We start from the raw sequence: 17,941 nt of genomic DNA, 5'->3' as shown, positions 1-17,941 counted from the left end.
CTAATCGTCCCCCAATTCCATCTGATCTAGTGTGTTGCCTGATGCAACCATCGGATATACGTTTTCTTCCTGTGCAACTCGGAAGTCCACCACGACTGGTCCATCATGCGCAAGCGCCTCTGCCCAAACTGCTTCGGCTTCTTCCGGCGTACTTGCTCGCAAGCCTTTTACGCCATATGCTTCCGCCAGCTTGACAAAATCCGGGCTGCATGTCAGATCGATTTGGCTGTAGCGATTATCGTAGAAGAGCTCCTGCCATTGACGAACCATTCCCAAGCACTGGTTGTTCACAATCGCTACTTTGACCGGAATGTTGTATTGGGAGACGATTGCCAGCTCCTGGTTGGTCATCTGGAATCCGCCATCCCCAACGACAGAGATTACCGTGCGATCCGGGTGAGCGATCTGTGCGCCAATTGCTGCCGGAAAGCCAAAGCCCATCGTGCCGAGACCACCGGAAGAGATAAAGGAGCGCGGGTGCTTGAACTTATAGTATTGAGCTGTCCACATCTGGTGTTGTCCAACGTCTGTTGTGACGATCGCTTCCCCATCTGTGGAGTTGTACAAGAGTTCAATGACTGCTTGTGGCTTTAATATGTCGCCATCTTTTTTGTACTTGTACGGATATTGTTCTCGCCACTCTTTCAACTGGCTGATCCACGCTTCCGAATCACAAGCTTTTGCGAGCGGAATTGCTTTTGCCAGCGTGCTCTTCACGTCGCCAGCTACTGTGACGGCTGTCTCTACGTTTTTCCCTAGCTCTGCTGGATCGATGTCGACGTGTACGATGCGGGCTTTTGGTGCGAACTCCTTCGTGCGTCCCATCGTAATCCGGTCATCAAAGCGTGCTCCCAGACCAATCACACAATCCGCATTCAAGAGCGCTTGGTTCGCTGTGTAATTTCCGTGCATCCCTGGCATTGCCAGCGACAACTCGTGTGTTCCAGAGAAACCGCCCAATCCCATGAAGGTGTTGATCACAGGAATGCGTGTTTTTTCAGCAAAGTCGCGCAATTCTTTCTCTGCTTGAGCTGCAATGATTCCCCCGCCCGCCAAAATGACTGGACGCTTCGCTTCGCTAACGACTTTTACAAACTCTTGTACTTCTTCGTCGCTTGGTACGAGTGAAGCGCGGTAGCCGCGAATCTCCACTTGATCCGGGTAGGTAAATGGTGCCTTCGCATTGGCGACGTCTTTGGGAATGTCGATCAATACTGGGCCCGGACGACCGGTTGTCGCGATGTGGAAAGCTTCCTTCACAATCCGTGGCAGATCGCGAATGTCGCGAACAAAGTAGCTGTGCTTCGTAATTGGGATGGTAATCCCCGTAATGTTCGCCTCTTGGAACGCGTCGGTGCCAATCAGCGACTGTGCTACGTTACCTGTGATGCAGACCAGCGGAACTGAGTCCATCTGAGCAGTTGCAATCCCCGTTACGAGGTTCGTTGCTCCCGGACCGGAAGTAGCGATACATACACCCGGTTTGCCTGTCGCTCGGGCATATCCGTCAGCAGCGTGGATAGCGCCTTGCTCGTGGCGAGTCAAAATGTGCTTGAAGTAGCTCCCGTACAGGGAGTCATAAATAGGGAGCACCGCACCGCCTGGATAGCCGAAAATGTATTCGACCTGCTCCAGGATCAAACAGCGCAGCAGCGTTTCTGCTCCTGACACTTCTTCCCCGAACTGAATCGGTGGAATGCCGTTCTTTTTCTGCAATTCGGCCATTTCAACACTCATTGACCTCTCCTCCTCCCAATTCTCAACAGGTATTGAAAATAACTATAGACACATAGAAAAACCCTTTCGCCCCGACACGGTTTTATTTCCATGTCTTTTGGGGCGAAAGGGTTCGCGGTACCACCCAACTTTATCGGCGCCTCACGGTCAGCCGATCTCAGCCAGTCACAACAAATGTGGACTGTAACACGGTAACGGGTGTTAAGCGGTTTGGCCTACTACCTGCAAAGCAAGTTTCAGCAAAACGGCTCAGAGGTGAGCAATGCGACGTACCCAATACCCGTTTCTCAGCATCAGGGCTCTCTGTAAAAGGGGTAACGCGCACCATCCTCGTCGTGGCCTACTATTAAAACAATATTTTCAATATTGTTGTTGTCAGAATAAAGTGTTACGTCTGATTATAGCTAGGCACCTAGGGGGTGTCAACGAAAACAAAAAGATTTTACTGGACTTTCGTCCGAACGAATGCTCAGTTGGAAATGGCTTCACAGCGCGGTTTTTGCGTGAAAGCGGATACAAGAAAACCAAAACTTGTCCAGTTTTTGCAACGGAAAAAGAACGGCATTGCCGCCCCTCTCCTGCTTTTTCAGTTCCGTTTTATTGCGGGGATTTCAATCCCTCTATCAAGATCGTTGCGACTTCCGGACGTGTAAATTCCGGAGGTGGCGTGATCCCGGTTCTCAACATTTCCCTCACTTTAGTTCCCGATAAGGTCATATGTGAGTCTTTGTCATGCGGGCACGTCTTGGTCGTTGCCATCCCTTGGCATGCCTTGCAGTAAAAGCTGTGCTCGAAAAAGAGCAGCTGGATACCGAGCTCACCTGGCGCAAACTCTGAAAAGATGTGCTGCGCATCATAGGTGCCGTAGTAATCGCCTACACCTGCGTGATCGCGGCCGACAATAAAGTGGGTACAACCGTAATTTTTTCGTACCAAGGCGTGGAAGACCGCCTCACGCGGACCCGCATATCGCATAGCAGCCGGAAAAGCGCCGAGCAGTACACGGTTGTGCGGATAGTAATTTTCCAGAAGGGCGAGATAGCTTTTCATTCGCACTTGTGCAGGAACATCGTCTGATTTCGTTTCCCCCATCAATGGGTTGAGAAAAAGGCCATCCACAATCTCCAATGCCGCCTTTTGAATATATTCATGCGCCCGGTGAACGGGATTGCGCGTTTGGAAACCAACCACCGTTTTCCAACCATTTTCCCGAAATCTTTCTTTCGTTTCTGCCGGCGTCAAATAAAAATCAGAGAAGCGCTCAGGCCGTGGCTTTTGCAGTATTTCTACAGGCCCACCCACATATAGGTTTGGCTTTTCAAACAGCTTTTTCACACCGGGGTGAGCGAGATCCACCGTGCGAAAAACGAGCTCTGCCTCCCGCGTTTTATCTGGCATAAAGCAGCTTTTCACCCGCAAAATCGCATAGTCCACTCCATCTTCCCCACGTAACAGAATACTGTCGCCGGGTACAAGATCGTCGTGCTCAACTGCATCGACAGCCAATGTCACTGGCAACGGCCAAACCGTTCCACTGGCTAAACGCATCGTTTCCACGACCGTGTGGTAATCCGCCTCTTCCATGAATCCAGTCAACGGCGAAAATGCTCCGATAGCAAGACATTCGATGTCCGACAGGGTCCATTTGTCCACGATAATGGCTTTTTTGACCCCGTGCGGCAAAATCGTTTGCTTCACATCTTTCCCTCCTGCGCGGTTCATTTGTGCAGACCGCATTCGGTCTTTTCGAAGCCAGCCCACCGTCCCGACCGAGAATCTTGGCCAGGCATGACAGCGCGTGTGCATACTCGACAGCCAATGCTTGGATAGTTCCGGTCGTGTAATGGATTGTAAGGGACATCATTTGCATGGATATATTCCCACACCTGGGCCTCCGTCCAATCTGCTAGCGGATTGAATTTAACCAGGTTGAATTTTTCGTCCCACTCCACTTTTTTGGTATTCGCTCGAGTAGGTGATTGCTCGCGGCGAATGCCTGTAATCCACGCCTGATAGTTGGACAGAACGCGCTTTAACGGCTCTACCTTGCGAATCTCGCAACAAAGATTCGGTTCTCTCTCCCACAGTTTATCTCCGTGTTTTTCTGCCTGCTCGGTTAGCGTCAACTGTGGCTGCACTTGAATAAATGTCATGCCGTATCTGGCTTGCAGCTTGTCACGCGTATCATACGTTTCAGCAAAATGAATGTTGGTATCGAGGTAAAATGCAGGAATGGTGGGAGCCAATTTGTGCAGCATGTCGATTAAAACGACATCTTCAGCGCCAAAGCTGGCAGCTAGGATCAGACTGGCTGCATAGTTTTCCACGGCGTTCACAAGCACGTCCTGTGGCCCTTGACCTTCCAATTGGCTTGCCCATTCCTGTATTTCCTCATCCGCCATTTTCTGGCGATTACTCATCAGCGAAGCTCCTCTCTTGCTAGGATTCACCCACCATCATATGCCTAGTGACTGGAAGTGGCGCATCGTCCACCTATATCCAACTCGCCCAAACCAAACGGTCATGACCGTTTGGTTGACCGTATGCGTTCGCATCCACTTTTATGAAAAACGTCGAGATGTTTCGATCCCCGATGAGAGGGGACGTTTTTCACAGAAAAAAAGCCGCCAGACAGGGTCTGACAGCTTTCTGCTGCTTTATTTTTCCTCTTTTTCGTTTACTGTGGGGGCGAAAATAAAAGAGGCTCCCGTTTGTTGCGTGTTTTTGGCCTCGGTTTTTTGAACCGTTGGTACGGCGTACGAACCAGGGGTTACCAAGGAAGGTGTCACAGTGTAAGAATCATCCTTTTCTTTTGCAAACGCTCCTGGCACGAGCAATGCTGAACAGACAACTGCTGTTACACCCATCATCATCCATTTTTGTTTTCTCATCTATGTCTCTCTCCCTATCCAATGTTTTCCTGTAACGCTTTTTATTGTATGGCATTGGGGAGTCTGCTCGACACGGACGAAAGATTGTTTTTTTTTCAGACTTGAGACGGAATCGTTTTTTACAAAAGAAAAAGCATCCTATACGGATGCTTAAACCCCATTAGTTTTCTTCTTTTTCGTTTACATTTGGAGCGAAAATAAATGCACTTCCTGTTGTTTGCGTACCTGTCACCGCATCTGTTTTCTGGACTACTGGAGCGGTCGCGGTCGTGTACGGAGTAGGGGCGAAGAAAGCATTCGTCACGGAATGTGCGTCCTCTTTCTCTTTGGCAAACGCCCCTGGCACGACCATCGCTGAACAAACAACTGCTGTAATTCCCATCATCATCCACTTTTGTTTTCTCATTTTGATCTCTCTCCTATCCAATGTTTTCCTCTTATGTCTTTATTTTAAGCGGTCAGCCAGGCTGTTAAACACGGACGGAGGGTTGTTTTTTCCTCAGACCTTGGGCGGATTCTGCTTTAGGACCAGAGCCTAGTTCTGTAAGCATCGACTCGCCTTATTTCTTACACATCGACAGCTGTTCTTGTATGCTTATACAGCTCTTCCATCGTCTGCCCTTTTGCTCGGGCAAGCACCTCCATGCGCACACTCAGTTGCTTTTTCGCAAACTGCTGCAAATCAGTGACCTTCACTCCGAATGCACTCACCCCTTGTGGGTTATCCATCCAGTCGTACAGATGACTTGCCATTGGAGCCAGCTCATCCATCTTTTTGGCAATGACATCGTAAATATGGGGATGCTCACAAATCAATCGCTGCAGCAGGAATGTTCCGTAGCTAATGTGCCGCGATTCGTCTGTCTTCAAATACCCAATTCCTTGCATTAAACCAGGCATGAGCCCCGTTTTACTGAGTGCTTCGTAAAACGCATAGTAACCTGTCTCTGCGAGCACACCTTCTACAAACATGTTGTAGACAGTAGAAGCTTCTGCGATGGCCTCGGGGGATTTATCCGTCAGCAGACGATTGAGTGCATTCGGCAGGATCTCATGGAAAATTCGCTTGTACACATCATCGTGAAAATGATGCAAGTCTCCGGACTCGCCGATATTGTCGAGAACCAATCGGAAAAACTCCGTATGCTTGGCCTCTTCAAAGAGGAAGGTCGTCAAATACATTTCTTCCTCCAATCGCCCTTCCTCTGCAATGACCATGATCAAAGGCAAAAGATCAAGGGTGACCGCCTCTTCCCCACCTAGAAAACCAGCAATTCGTCCCAAGGTTTCTTCCTTCTGTTCCGGATTCATATTCGCGTAATCTTCGCAGTCTTGCGTAAAATCAATGTCCTGCGGGTTCCAAATGCCATATCTCTTCGCTTTTTGATACAATTGGTACGGTAGCAGCTCCTGATCCAGTCCTTTTTGGCTGGTCGAAACAAAACCATTCCTCATCCCCATCCAACCTTTCCTTTTTCTCATACGCCTTCTATCCCGAATGAATGAAAGAAGTCATAAATTTGTTAATTTATACCATCCCCATTCTTTACGCTCAGATCAGCCGTTTGATAAAATGAAGGCGCTGTAGGTTGATTATAGGTCAGGCTGAACGGTCGTTCATATCCCCAAAAATCAGGGGGTGTTCATCACTCAAATGGAGGTGGCAATCACTCCATGGTCAGTCCAGAGCTGAACATGTACATCGATCGAATCGAAGAAACGACATATTACGAGGAGAAACTGGTGCTTGCTGTACGCGGCTTCGTTGATCTCTTTCCTTTCATGGGAGCCATTCTGTGCAATTACTCGACGCTCAGTCAAATGGGTGAGGGACTATGGTCGATCCTTGACCAAGAGTTATGCTCCATCCGCGATATACGAGTGGACATGCGCAACATGCCCCTTATCCAGCATGCGATCCGGGAACAGAGAGCCGTACTGCTAGATTCTGAGGCAATCCGTCAATTCCCACCCAATTTAGTGTACGGCGCCCCTTATGCGCTCATTCTCCCCATCTGCTATGGGCCTAACGTACTCGGCTACGCCGGTATTTCCTGGCATCAGGATGGCTGTTCTGGCATCAACCAACAGTTGGTACAATCTTTGAGCGCATACTGTGCGATGCTGGGCAAAGTATTGGCAACCGACTCCCCTCGTCCCAAAACCGTCAAGCTCTCACGCCGAGAAGTCGAAGTCATGCAGCGGATGTCATGGGGCGAAAGCGTTAAGGAGATGGCGGACTGGATGGGAATTAGTGAGTTTACCGTGCAGGATTACATCAAGTCCGCCTTAAAAAAGCTCGGTGTGCAAAATCGCGCACAAGGTGTGGCGGACGCCATTCGACAGCGAATCATTTGTTGAATAAAAATAGAAAAACAACCGAATGTGATTTCGGTTGTTTTTTCTTTGACTCAAGCTTCCCTTTTTACGTTCTGATTTCTACCACGGCCATTATTCCCTGCTCGTAATCGAAAACTCGACAGTACGTCATTGAACTCAAGTGCTTGACACTGTCTGACTGCTACCCCACGTCTGCGAAAACGAATGCGACGAACTTCAAAGTTTCTGCCTGCCCATAGGCTTACTCGTAATTCTGATGCCACTCAACTCCTTCTATCTTTGCTCCAAGATATGACAAGGAAATTGATAGCGTGTGGACAGGTGTAGGATGCTATTCGTTTGATTTTGCTTTCTCGACACAACAAAAAAAGCCGACCTTGCCCTCAACTGGGTAGATCGGCTCTTCTATTCAAAAATTAAGCGTTCAATTTGCCTTTAGCAACTGTTGCCAGTTCGTTGAACGCAACTTTGTCGTTAACAGCCAAGTCAGCCAGCATTTTGCGGTTAACTTCGATGCCAGCAACTTTCAGGCCGTGCATCAGACGGCTGTAGGACAGACCGTTCATGCGAGCTTGCGCGTTGATACGAGTGATCCACAGTTTGCGGAAATCACGTTTCTTTTGACGACGGTCACGGTATGCATACAGCAGGGATTTCATTACCTGCGCATTAGCGGATTTAAACAGGCGATGTTTGGAACCGAAGTATCCTTTCGCCAGCTTCAGGATTTTCTTATGACGACGGCGTGTAACAATGCCACCTTTTACTCTTGGCATACTAAACTCCTCCTGGTCTTTCCAGCATGGCGGCCTACTGCTAGGCGCTTAGGGAGCTCATGCTGCGTAATGGTGTGTAATTGATGCAAAAAAACTTACAGGTAAGTGAGCATTTGCTCAATACGTTTTTGATCGCCTTTGGAAACGAGTGCAGCTTTGCGCAGGTGGCGCTTAGCTTTCGTCGATTTGTTAGCGAACAAGTGGCTACCAAACGCACGGTCGCGCTTCAATTGGCCGCTTCCAGTCTTTTTGAAACGTTTCGCAGCGGCCTTGTTAGTTTTCATTTTAGGCATCTGAAAAATCCTCCTGTCTAAACTACTATGTTACTGCTTTTCCGCTTTCGGAGCCAGAATCATGATCATGCTACGGCCCTCGATCTTTGGTCTGCGCTCAGGCGCAGCGAGATCTTCACACTGGGCAGCTACACGTTCCATAACGCCTAGTCCAATTTCGGAGTGGGTGATTTCACGTCCACGGAAACGGATCGAGCACTTCACCTTGTGATGATCCTCCAAGAACTTGCGGACGTTGCGAAGCTTTGTTTGAAAATCGTGTTCCTCGATGTTAGAAGAAAAACGCACTTCTTTCAGCTCGATGATCTTCTGGTTCTTGCGTGCTTCTTTTTCCTTTTTCGCCTGCTCGTACTTGAACTTTCCGTAGTCCATAATACGGCATACAGGCGGCTTGGCTGTTGGAGCAACGTTTACCAGATCCAGTTCGGCTTCCTGGGCAATGCGCAACGCTTCCCTAAAAGGTACGACTCCCAATTGGCTCCCGTCAGCACCGATTAATCGGACTTCACGGGCACGGATCGCTTCGTTAATTAACATTTGATCCTTGCTAATACTTGCCACCTCCGTCAATTTCGAGAAGGAACAAAAATGTGCGAACGCAATTTGCGCCCGCACATATCTCACCTAAGCAATTTCATCAGATCCGAGGATCTTTGCGTAAGAGTTACCTGTCAACAGTCGTGTACGACGTCGACCCAGGTGAGAAGCTGGGCGCCTCTGCTTGTTCTCGAAGTATGAAGTGTTTTATACACAACCTTTATAATACAGGGTAGCTTTGTCTATGTCAAGACTCATGACTATTTATCCCCCAATGTGGGACATCTCCACTTTTTCTCGCTTGGCGAGTCCAGGTGTTTCACTTAGCCGTTCCTCCGAGTAGCGCACGTCACGCCGCTCCCAGATCGCACGTATCAGCTCCCGAATCTCTTCATCCGTACGTCCATCGCGGACTGGTTCGCGCAAATCATCTCCGGATGAAGCGAAGAGACAGTTGTACAATTTCCCTTCTGCCGACAGGCGAGCTCGCGTACAAGTGGAGCAAAAAGCTTGGGTCACCGATGAGATCAACCCGATCTCCTGGTCCGATCCCTCATAGCGATAGCGAGAAGCCACCTCTCCATAGTAGTTCGCTTCAGTCGCTACCAACGGCATCTCTTCATGAATCAAGCGCACAATTTCACGGGAAGGTACGACTTGATCCAGCCGCCAGCCGTTACTGTTTCCCACATCCATGAATTCAATAAATCGAAGGGTGTGCCCTTGCTCACGGAAGTACCGTGCCATCGGCAAAATATCTTGATCATTGACTCCGCGTTGTACCACCATGTTGATCTTAATCGTAAGCCCGACATCTGCTGCAACACGAATCCCTTCCAGCACAGCATCGACCTGATAGCCTCTTCCGTTCAACATCCCAAAGCGCTCATTATCCAAGCTGTCCAAGCTGACCGTGACCCGATCCAGACCTGCTTCTTTTAGCGCTTGCGCATGGCGGGACAAGAGAGAACCGTTGGTCGTCATCGCAATATCTTGAACGCCTTCTACTTCACGTATCATTCGAATCAATTCAGGCAAATTTCTGCGCATTAATGGCTCTCCGCCAGTAATGCGGATTTTCCCGACCCCAAGCGAAGTAAAGATCTGGGTCAAACGGGTAATCTCCTCAAAGGTCAGCAACTTGCTTTGCGGCAAAAACTCAAAATCCGGTCCAAAAATTTCGGCAGGCATGCAATAACGACAACGAAAATTACATTTATCGGTGACAGATATTCGTAAATCTCGGAGAGGACGGTTCCGTAAATCAAGCACTTTTTCTGGCATAGATGTTCACTCTCCTTTTATCTATAGTACCAGTCTATTATCATAAATCGAAATAGCCAAATTTTCAAACGCAAACAGCACATTGTTTCATAATTTGGACCATTTTTGCAAAAAAAGAGTACGAATACCTCCCGACATTCGTACTCTTTCCGTTATGCATTCTTATATCTTAAACTTACTGATCATTCTTTCCAGTTCACGAGCCATCTGATTCAAGGATTCAAATGAAATGGCAAACTCTTCCATGGTGGCCAATTGACCTTTGGAGGAAGTAGCCAGATTTTCAGCATTGTGTGCTGATATCCTTGCAATTTGGGCAGTCTCGTCCACAGATGCTGCTACTTGTTCCGATCCGGCGGACATCTGCTCAGAGACAGCAGATACCTCCTGAATTTGATCCGTTATCTGTCGAATTTCTTGTAAGATGCGTTGGAAAGCTTCTCCTGACTCCAGTACAGTAGACAATCCATCCTGAACATCCTGATTGACTGAATCCATCGAGTTGACCGCCATGGTCGTATCCGTTTGGATCTCCTGAATGAGGTTGGCGATTTGCCGAGCAGACTCATCAGATTGTTCGGCGAGTTTTCTCACTTCATCTGCTACGACAGCAAAACCTCGTCCATGCTCTCCCGCACGGGCAGCTTCGATGGCTGCGTTGAGAGCAAGCAGATTCGTTTGGGAAGCAATTCCCGTAATCACATCAATGATTTGCACAATTTCTTTGGATCGCTCACCCAATTGCTTGACTACGGATACAGAATGTTCCACAGAGCCACGGATGGAGTCCATTTGCTGGATAGCTTTTTGGATGGACTGATTTCCTAGCTGCGCTTCATCCGCCGTACATGTAGATGATTCTGAGATGATGGAGGTTGTTTCCGCCACGCGTTGGATGCCGATCGACATTTCTTCCATCGCTCTAGCGGATTCTTCCGTACCTCTGAGCTGATTTTGCGCCCCGCTCGCTACTTCCTGTATGGTAGTAGAAATCTTGTTCGTAGTATCTACATTGTCCGCCAAGCGAAGCGATATGTTGTCTGACGAAGTAGAGAGGGTGTGAACCGCTTTTTGGACTTCCCGAACGAGTCCTTGGATAGATACTTGCATCACCTGAATGCTCTGACTAAGCATGCCGATTTCGTCTTTTCTTTCCAAAAGGTTTTTGGGCAATTCCCCGGTAAAATCACCACGTCCGATCTGCGCAATCTGGTCAACAATGGCAAGCAATGGCTTGGTGAATTTGTGCGAGAAAAGAACGGAAGCGACAACCGCTAGTAAGGCAAACAAAATGCTCAATGCCCCGATGATGAAACCGATTTGATTGGCTTCAGCAGATAGCTCAGCTTTTTCGATAAACGAAATATATTTCCAACCGGTTTTGTCTGAAGTAAAGACGTTAGCCAAATACTCTGTATCGTTCATCGTGACCGCAAAGCTGCTGGAGGTATTCTCTGCGATAGCGGCCAATTCAGGAATTTGCGTATCTTTCAGGTTTTTCGAATTGAGCTCGGGGTTCTTGGGATTCGCTAAAATCGTTCCGTCTTTGCCCACCAGCATGAGATAACCCGTTTTCCCGATCTTAATTTCTTTCAGAATGTCGGTTAGCCCTTTTAAATTCACATCCAGGCCAACAACGCCCAGTGGTTCACCCTTGTCATCCTTTAGCATCGTCACGTTACTAATCACGATACTGTTGTCACCCAAATAGAGATACGGATCTGTCGTGATCACTTTTCCGGGATTCTCCATTGGTGTTTTGTACCAATCCCTTGTACGCGGATCATAATTCGGAATGACATCATCTGTCGGCCACTGTATGTATCCTCCGTATTTTGTCGCTAAATAAATAAATGCAGTATTCGGATGAGAATCGACAAATCGCAGGAAATCTTGAAAAATGGCCGCCTCTACTCCGCCATTTTGCAGTGGCGTATGCTTGGTTTTGGTTGGTTTGTCCATATACGTCGTAATGGTGTTATCTGCACTTTTTAATAAGGGACTGCCTGCTATCAGGTTTACGTTTTCACGAATCGAGTCGAAATACAAGTTAATCGCGTTGTCTACTTGAGCCACTTCTTTTGTCGTGGATTCAATAAAATAAGTCTGGATTCGCTCCTCCATACTGACATATACAAACGAGCTAATCACTCCAATCGGGATTAAAATAATGGCAAGAAATGCTGCTATCAGTCTTTGCTTGATGCTTACCCGCATACGTATCCCCCGCAGTTCTTCTTGATGTCCATATGTACAATTACCCTACATCCTTTTCCCGTTCTTTTTTCCAAGTAAACGTATAATGAAAAAAGCCGCCCAAAACTTCAGGGCGGCTCTACTTCTATACGCTTTTACTTCATTTCATTGATTTCAGCGCGGATTTTCTCTACATACGCATCCACTGTCATCGCGCCTTCATCGCCCACTCCGCGTTTGCGGACGGACAAGGTACCGTCAGCCACCTCTTTTTCACCGATGACCAGCATGTACGGGATTTTTTCAACTTGTGCTTCACGGATTTTGTAGCCGATTTTCTCATTGCGGCCATCCAGCTCTACGCGAATGCCAGCTTGTTGCAGCTTTTCTCTTACTTGTTCTGCATATGGCATGTGCACTTCGCTGATGTTCATGATGCGTGCTTGGATTGGAGTCAGCCAAATCGGGAATGCACCTGCGTAGTGCTCGATCAGGATACCAATGAAGCGCTCCATGGAGCCGTACATCGCACGGTGCAAGACAACTGGACGATGCTTCTCGTTGTCTTGACCGACATAAGTCAGGTCGAATTTCTCAGGCATTTGGAAGTCCAGCTGGATCGTTCCACATTGGTGACGACGCTTCAGCGCGTCGGTAATTTGGAAGTCGATCTTCGGTCCGTAGAATGCACCGTCTCCATCTTTGATTTCATAGGCCATACCAAGCTCATCCAACACTGTTTTCAGAGAGCTTTCTGCTGCTTCCCACAGCTCATCAGAGCCCATGGAATCTTCCGGACGAGTGGACAGAGCCACACTGTATTCGAAGCCAAATACCTTGTAGATGCTGTCAATCAAAGTGATCATACCTTTGATTTCGCTCGCGATCTGATCAGGACGGACAAATACGTGCGCGTCATCCTGGCAGAAGGTCCGCACCCGCAGCATTCCATTCAATGCCCCGGAGTACTCATGGCGGTGAACTTGACCGAACTCGGAGTAACGGATCGGCAGGTCGCGGTAAGAATGCATCTCGTTTTTATAGATCAGCATGTGACCTGGGCAGTTCATTGGCTTCAAGGCGTAAGTCGCGTTGTCTACTTCAGAGAAGTACATGTTCTCTTTGTAGTGATCCCAGTGACCGGATTCTTTCCAGAGACGCTCGTTCATGAGGAACGGAGAGCGTACTTCTGTGTATTGTGCCAATTGTTGCAGACGGCGGGAGAATTGCTCCAGCTCGTTGCGAACAGTGAAGCCTTTTGGCAGGTAGAACGGCATACCTGGTGCTTCCTCGGAGAACATGAACAGTCCCAGTTCTTTACCCAATTTGCGGTGATCGCGCTTTTTCGCTTCTTCGATGAAGTGCAGATATTCATCCATGTCTGCTTTTTTCGGCCAAGCTGTACCGTATACGCGTTGCAGAACTTGGTTTTCTGCTTTTCCGCGCCAGTATGCACCTGCCACGCTCATCAGCTTGAATGCTTTGATGTAGCCAGTGGACGGCAAGTGCGGACCACGACAGAGGTCGAAAAATTCGCCTTGCTCATACAGCGTGATAGTCGCATCCTCTGGCAGGTCGCGAATCAGCTCCAGCTTCAGGTGATCGTTCAGTTCTTGGAAAATCGCAGTTGCTTCTTCACGGCTTACGACTTTGCGGCGAATTGGCAGGTCTTCCTTCACGATTTTTTCCATTTCTGCTTCGATTTTGCCCAAATCCTCTGGGGAAAGGGAAACCGGAATATCCATGTCGTAGTAGAAGCCATCTTCGATCACAGGTCCGATTCCGAACTTCACTTCAGCGCCGTAAATGCGCTTTACCGCTTGAGCGAGCAAGTGAGCCGTACTGTGGCGGTATACTTCCAACCCGTCAGCAGAATCGAGGGTAACGATTTCAATCGCTGCGTCATCTGTGAGTTCTGTGTACAGATCGACAACCTTGCCATCTTTTTTACCAGCTACTGCCTTTTTCTTCAGGCTAGAGCTAATGGAGCCTGCGATGTCTTCGATAGTAATCCCAGCGTCGTATTGACGAACGGCTCCATCTGGGAAAGAAACATGAATTTGTGCCACTGCGGATTCTTCCTTCCTGTATCTTGTTTGGTTGAGAAAATAAAAAAACACTCATCCCCAAAAAGGGACGAGTGTGTTCTCGCGGTACCACCCTACTTCAAGTCTGTTCACAAAAACAGACTCCTCATTCCATGTAACGGTATTTAACCGGCTTACCGATAGTAAAAGCCTACGCTTCGTTCCCGGTAGCTACTCGAAGGTGGTAGATCAATAACAGTTCGCAGCGAGCTTCCAGCCTGTGGCCCGCCTCTCTAGAGCGTCCTTGCTATTGTCCGTGTCCTTCTCATCGTATTTATAAGCGATGTAAAGTTGTTGTTGCTATTATAGTTTAGAGGGATTATTCCCGTCAAGTACACGTCGCTCGGATAGGCAAAGGGAACAAGAGTGGCACGTAACGAGCCGACTGTCAAAAATACTGCGGATCGTCTGTGCAAGCCCAGGCTTTTCCGAAGCCATATGGAGCACGATACTCTCAGGAGCCAGTGTAACCAAAGCACTGACCAAATAATCCTCGTCCCTGCATTTTTGTTCGTCCATGTTCAGCACTGTATCCAACTGTTCAAGCCAAAGACGATTCCCTTTTTTGTCATAAAGATGGAAAGGTTTGTCCACACTAGGAACGACATGAACGACTTCCTGCTTCGTTTCCTGTACAGCGATGAAATAGCGCAACAGCTCGACAAACTCTTGGTATTGCTTGTCTTCCAGATATTCATCAATGCCAGTTTCCACGAGCTCAAACAGCTCGTTCCAATGCTCCTGCAGTCGAAACCGGACGAAGCCCAAGACGTTGATCGTTCTCTCCCACTCCAGATAGGTGAAAACTTTGCGATATACGTTTGCCTTGCGTGTCGTAGCCGTTAACAGTTCCCTGCCATCAAGCTCGACTTCTTGGCACATGCGTTGAATATAAGGAAAAATCTCTGCCCACTCGGTTTCCATCTGTTCGGCAGCGAGTAAATCAGCGGCCATTTCTTCCATAATTTTCGGTTCCTTCACCTGAATGACCCATTCGGCTAATGTAAGAGCAACAAAGGCTCTCGCCCACTCGATGGTCTGCGCGTCATACTCAGTCTCACACCAGCTTTGAAAGTAGAACAAGAGATATCCATTCTCTTCTTGCTCCCTGTATGTAATGCGCACCGGTGCAGTGTTGACCCGCTCCGTCATCTCATTTACGATAGCCCGATACGTGTCACAATGCTCAGGGACATTCTCCAGCAATACGCGAAACGTCTGCATAACCATCCCCCCAACCGCCATTGTAGTTACAGTATATGTCCCGTCAGGAGCGATATACTTTTAAACGGTTGGAAACTCAGGGAAGGTTGCAGGTAAAAAGTTCCTGCTTAAAAAACCAAAAAACGCTTCCCTGCCGGTTTCCCTTTGTTGGGAGGGGGCAGAGAAGCGTTTTTTGGTTTTTTAGTTTTGCATGACAAAATCACGTTCTGCCATCTCGCCGTCTTTGAAAACGCGCAGAATGTCATACTGTGTGTTGCGCTGTGCAGGGATTTTGCCTGCGCCGCGAATGAGCTCCAATATTTGGTTCGTGTTGACCTTGTACGTACATGCCGCTGCGGAAACAACGTTTTCTTCCATCATCGTTTGGCCGAAATCGTTCGCTCCGTAAGAGAGAGAAAGTTGACCGTAATGAGGGCCCATCGTCACCCAGGAAGATTGGAAGTTTTCGATATTATCCAGCATGAGGCGGCTGATTGCCAGTGTTTTCAAGTACTCCTCTGGCGTATTGTTGACAGCCTTCATGTTGGTGTTGTCCGGCTGGAAGGTCCAGACGATAAACGCTTTGAAGCCGCCTGTTTCATCTTGTGCATCGCGAATGCGCAGAAGGGACAGTACACGCTCTTCCATCTCTTCCCCAAAACCGATGACCATCGTAGCTGTACCAGGCAAGCCTGCACGGTGTGCGGCTTTTTGAGTATCAATCCAGTCAGTCCAAGAGCCCTTCAATCGGGAAATCTTCCGACGTGTGCGATCATCGAGGATTTCGCCACCCGCTCCCGGCAAGGAATCGAGACCCGCTGCCTTCAGCTCTTTCAACACTTCCTCGACAGACATGTTGGAAACTTCAGCGATTTTCATCACTTCCGCTACAGACAGAGAATGCATCGTAATCTGCGGGAAGCGTTGCTTGATCGCGCGCAACAGGTCAGTGTAATAATCCAGCTTTAGATCGGGATTCGTACCGCCTTGCATCAAGATTTCCGTACCGCCTACGTCTACGGTCTCCTGAATTTTTTGGAAAATAGTCTCTCTGGGAAGAACGTATCCTTCCGAAGAGCCTGGCGCTCGATAAAAAGCACAAAAACGGCAATACGTGTCACATACGTTCGTGTAATTGACGTTGCGACTAATGACAAAAGTCGCAATCGGTTCTGGATGATGCTTTTGCATGACCAGATTGGCGTAATGTCCGATCTTTTCGATTTCATTGCTCGCAAACAAAGCCAGACCGTCTTCGAGACCCAGTCGTTCACCTGCGAGAGCACGTTCCAATATAGAATCGATCATAAGGATCACTCCTTGTACCATACGTAAATTCCATCCCACATCATAACACAATACCGGGACATCGGCTATAGCCCGAGGTGCTGGCAGATTCGCTGCTATACGCGAAATAAACCCTGCAAGAGACAGGGCTTGGAATCGCAATTATTCTTATTCTTCTTCATATCCGATCTGTTCGTATACTTCTGGCTCCCAGTAAATCACGGTTTGCGCGAGTGGCAAATTCGTTTCGCGTGCTCCGTTTGGTTTGCCATTAAAATAGATGATTTCTGTTATGGATACCCGATCACCACGAACGTCAATTTCCCCTGACAATTGCAAGTTAGTCCCGTTTGGCGCATAGAAAACGGCTTTTCCCGAACCCAATGTTTTCATTGGTTCCTCCCATGATGTTTGTCCTGTTTCCCTACATTTTAGTGGATAATCTTTCCTAGCGTCAATGAAAAACAAGGACTTCATTACCAAGTAACTTGATGATGATTCCAATTAAAGTATGCCTTCGATTGTTTGTTGTGGGTCACAACCAATAGAAGGGCTACATTCACGATGGCGATCAAGAAAGTTCCATTGCTTATATCCAGTAAAATCGCCAAACTTATGCAGACTTCCTTATTTTCCCTCTCGACATCTAACTTCAGTTGTGGTCTTTCTTTGGACAAACTGGCATAGGATGGCTACAATAGAAAAAACCTTCTAAGGAGATGCTCATGCTCGAACATATCACACAGCTATTCATGCAATATGGGATGTGGGGACTTGTTGCCATGGCATTTTTGGACTCATTTATTAGTCCGATTCCTCCGTTTTTTATGCAAATTGCGATGAGTCTACTCGATCCAGGCTCAGCGATTCAGTTTGCGACAGTAGCCTTTACTGCTTCCGTCCTCGGCGCTCCCATCGGATTTTTTTTGGGGAGATGGCTGGGAAAACCACTTTTGCACAAGATTCTCCCTGAAAAATGGGTTATTGTAGCGACGGAAAAATTCGCAAAAAACGGGGATGCTGCCGTACTGATCGGAGCTTTTACCCCCATTCCTTTCAAGGTTTTCACTGTGCTCTCTGGCGTATTCAATTACTCGCTGACCAAGCTCATGTTTTATGCGATCATCGGGCGGGGATTGAAGTTTTATTTGATTGGCACCTTGTTTTATTTATACGGAAAACATGCAAAGGTTCTGATCGATGAATACTTTGAGATCACTCTTTTGGCGGTCGCAACAGTGGCTGCTGCGATCTGGTTTATTTGGAGTATGCGCCGCAAGCGGTATGCGTAAAAATCAAAAGCGCCCAAG

The 17,941-nt window shown here is 48.0% G+C and carries 17 protein-coding genes and 2 other annotated features; of the genes, 2 read left to right on the top strand and 15 right to left on the bottom strand.

Annotated elements, in window-relative coordinates:
* The 6 genes from ilvB to ACKKE8_RS09300 form a co-directional block, all read right to left on the bottom strand.
* The gene (ilvB, locus tag ACKKE8_RS09325; RefSeq protein ID WP_409177925.1) at positions 1-1,737 is read right to left on the bottom strand and encodes a biosynthetic-type acetolactate synthase large subunit; all 1,737 of its coding nucleotides are present in this window, start codon (positions 1,735-1,737) and stop codon (positions 1-3) included.
* Between the two features lie 597 nt (positions 1,738-2,334).
* Positions 2,335-3,474 (bottom strand): sulfate adenylyltransferase, encoded by a 1,140-nt coding sequence (gene sat, locus ACKKE8_RS09320; RefSeq protein WP_409177924.1) that lies wholly within the window; start codon positions 3,472-3,474, stop codon positions 2,335-2,337.
* On the bottom strand, positions 3,456-4,157 hold the full coding sequence (locus ACKKE8_RS09315; protein WP_409177923.1) for a phosphoadenylyl-sulfate reductase: 702 nt from the start codon (positions 4,155-4,157) through the stop codon (positions 3,456-3,458). The genes sat and ACKKE8_RS09315 overlap by 19 nt, the downstream gene beginning before the upstream one ends.
* A 237-nt stretch (positions 4,158-4,394) precedes the next feature.
* Positions 4,395-4,628, bottom strand: coding sequence for a hypothetical protein (locus tag ACKKE8_RS09310; protein WP_409177922.1), 234 nt, complete (start codon positions 4,626-4,628; stop codon positions 4,395-4,397).
* A gap of 160 nt (positions 4,629-4,788) precedes the next feature.
* Positions 4,789-5,034: a hypothetical protein gene (locus ACKKE8_RS09305; RefSeq protein WP_409177921.1), complete on the bottom strand. Its 246-nt coding sequence runs from the start codon at positions 5,032-5,034 to the stop codon at positions 4,789-4,791.
* 161 nt (positions 5,035-5,195) lie between these two features.
* Positions 5,196-6,083 (bottom strand): R2-like ligand-binding oxidase, encoded by an 888-nt coding sequence (locus ACKKE8_RS09300; protein ID WP_409179086.1) that lies wholly within the window; start codon positions 6,081-6,083, stop codon positions 5,196-5,198.
* A 219-nt stretch (positions 6,084-6,302) separates the two neighbouring features.
* On the opposite strand from ACKKE8_RS09300, the gene ACKKE8_RS09295 reads away from it, so the two are divergent.
* Positions 6,303-6,989, top strand: a complete 687-nt coding sequence (locus ACKKE8_RS09295; protein ID WP_409177920.1) for a helix-turn-helix domain-containing protein — start codon at positions 6,303-6,305, stop codon at positions 6,987-6,989.
* Between the two features lie 395 nt (positions 6,990-7,384).
* On the opposite strand, the gene rplT is transcribed toward ACKKE8_RS09295, so the two are convergent.
* The 9 genes from rplT to ACKKE8_RS09250 all read right to left on the bottom strand — a co-directional run bounded on the left by rplT (position 7,385) and on the right by ACKKE8_RS09250 (position 17,024).
* The gene (gene rplT, locus ACKKE8_RS09290; protein ID WP_219660772.1) at positions 7,385-7,744 is read right to left on the bottom strand and encodes a 50S ribosomal protein L20; all 360 of its coding nucleotides are present in this window, start codon (positions 7,742-7,744) and stop codon (positions 7,385-7,387) included.
* 95 nt (positions 7,745-7,839) lie between these two features.
* Positions 7,840-8,037 carry a 50S ribosomal protein L35 gene (gene rpmI, locus ACKKE8_RS09285; protein ID WP_012685334.1) on the bottom strand — a complete coding sequence of 66 codons (198 nt, stop codon included), beginning with the start codon at positions 8,035-8,037 and terminating at the stop codon, positions 7,840-7,842.
* 30 nt (positions 8,038-8,067) lie between these two features.
* Complete coding sequence (infC, locus tag ACKKE8_RS09280) at positions 8,068-8,574, bottom strand: translation initiation factor IF-3 (protein WP_106841617.1); 507 nt, start codon at positions 8,572-8,574, stop codon at positions 8,068-8,070.
* 41 nt (positions 8,575-8,615) lie between these two features.
* Positions 8,616-8,766 (bottom strand) — a sequence feature (ribosomal protein L20 leader region).
* 72 nt (positions 8,767-8,838) lie between these two features.
* A complete protein-coding gene (gene moaA / locus ACKKE8_RS09275) occupies positions 8,839-9,858 on the bottom strand; it encodes a GTP 3',8-cyclase MoaA (protein ID WP_409177919.1) in 1,020 nt (339 codons plus the stop codon).
* A 162-nt stretch (positions 9,859-10,020) separates the two neighbouring features.
* Entirely contained in the window at positions 10,021-12,075 is a 2,055-nt protein-coding gene (locus ACKKE8_RS09270; protein ID WP_409177918.1) for a methyl-accepting chemotaxis protein, read from the bottom strand.
* A 134-nt stretch (positions 12,076-12,209) separates the two neighbouring features.
* A complete protein-coding gene (gene thrS, locus ACKKE8_RS09265) occupies positions 12,210-14,123 on the bottom strand; it encodes a threonine--tRNA ligase (protein WP_409177917.1) in 1,914 nt (637 codons plus the stop codon).
* A 60-nt stretch (positions 14,124-14,183) separates the two neighbouring features.
* Positions 14,184-14,419, bottom strand: a binding site (T-box leader).
* Positions 14,420-14,444: 25 nt separating this feature from the next.
* The gene (ytxC, locus tag ACKKE8_RS09260) at positions 14,445-15,365 is read right to left on the bottom strand and encodes a sporulation protein YtxC (RefSeq protein ID WP_409177916.1); all 921 of its coding nucleotides are present in this window, start codon (positions 15,363-15,365) and stop codon (positions 14,445-14,447) included.
* Positions 15,366-15,545: 180 nt separating this feature from the next.
* Positions 15,546-16,652 (bottom strand): cyclic dehypoxanthinyl futalosine synthase, encoded by a 1,107-nt coding sequence (gene mqnC / locus ACKKE8_RS09255; RefSeq protein ID WP_409177915.1) that lies wholly within the window; start codon positions 16,650-16,652, stop codon positions 15,546-15,548.
* A 147-nt stretch (positions 16,653-16,799) separates the two neighbouring features.
* The gene (locus ACKKE8_RS09250; RefSeq protein WP_409177914.1) at positions 16,800-17,024 is read right to left on the bottom strand and encodes a hypothetical protein; all 225 of its coding nucleotides are present in this window, start codon (positions 17,022-17,024) and stop codon (positions 16,800-16,802) included.
* 332 nt (positions 17,025-17,356) lie between these two features.
* Here ACKKE8_RS09250 and ACKKE8_RS09245 point away from each other — a divergent pair, with 332 nt between their 5' ends.
* Positions 17,357-17,923, top strand: coding sequence for a YqaA family protein (locus ACKKE8_RS09245; RefSeq protein ID WP_409177913.1), 567 nt, complete (start codon positions 17,357-17,359; stop codon positions 17,921-17,923).
* Positions 17,924-17,941: the final 18 nt, after the last annotated feature.

The organism is Brevibacillus fortis (genome assembly GCF_046196545.1).
Lineage (GTDB): Bacteria > Bacillota > Bacilli > Brevibacillales > Brevibacillaceae > Brevibacillus > Brevibacillus fortis_A.
Note: the sequence above shows the minus strand (reverse complement) of the source record. Positions and strands in the feature narration are given on the sequence as shown.

Coding starts and splice junctions, on each gene's coding strand:
- ilvB (WP_409177925.1), bottom strand. CDS start 1,737: ATGAGTGTTGAAATGGCCGAATTGCAGAAAAAGAACGGCATTCCACCG.
- sat (WP_409177924.1), bottom strand. CDS start 3,474: ATGCGGTCTGCACAAATGAACCGCGCAGGAGGGAAAGATGTGAAGCAA.
- ACKKE8_RS09315 (WP_409177923.1), bottom strand. CDS start 4,157: ATGAGTAATCGCCAGAAAATGGCGGATGAGGAAATACAGGAATGGGCA.
- ACKKE8_RS09310 (WP_409177922.1), bottom strand. CDS start 4,628: ATGAGAAAACAAAAATGGATGATGATGGGTGTAACAGCAGTTGTCTGT.
- ACKKE8_RS09305 (WP_409177921.1), bottom strand. CDS start 5,034: ATGAGAAAACAAAAGTGGATGATGATGGGAATTACAGCAGTTGTTTGT.
- ACKKE8_RS09300 (WP_409179086.1), bottom strand. CDS start 6,083: ATGAGGAATGGTTTTGTTTCGACCAGCCAAAAAGGACTGGATCAGGAG.
- ACKKE8_RS09295 (WP_409177920.1), top strand. CDS start 6,303: ATGGTCAGTCCAGAGCTGAACATGTACATCGATCGAATCGAAGAAACG.
- rplT (WP_219660772.1), bottom strand. CDS start 7,744: ATGCCAAGAGTAAAAGGTGGCATTGTTACACGCCGTCGTCATAAGAAA.
- rpmI (WP_012685334.1), bottom strand. CDS start 8,037: ATGCCTAAAATGAAAACTAACAAGGCCGCTGCGAAACGTTTCAAAAAG.
- infC (WP_106841617.1), bottom strand. CDS start 8,574: ATGTTAATTAACGAAGCGATCCGTGCCCGTGAAGTCCGATTAATCGGT.
- moaA (WP_409177919.1), bottom strand. CDS start 9,858: ATGCCAGAAAAAGTGCTTGATTTACGGAACCGTCCTCTCCGAGATTTA.
- ACKKE8_RS09270 (WP_409177918.1), bottom strand. CDS start 12,075: ATGCGGGTAAGCATCAAGCAAAGACTGATAGCAGCATTTCTTGCCATT.
- ytxC (WP_409177916.1), bottom strand. CDS start 15,365: ATGCAGACGTTTCGCGTATTGCTGGAGAATGTCCCTGAGCATTGTGAC.
- mqnC (WP_409177915.1), bottom strand. CDS start 16,652: ATGATCGATTCTATATTGGAACGTGCTCTCGCAGGTGAACGACTGGGT.
- ACKKE8_RS09250 (WP_409177914.1), bottom strand. CDS start 17,024: ATGAAAACATTGGGTTCGGGAAAAGCCGTTTTCTATGCGCCAAACGGG.
- ACKKE8_RS09245 (WP_409177913.1), top strand. CDS start 17,357: ATGCTCGAACATATCACACAGCTATTCATGCAATATGGGATGTGGGGA.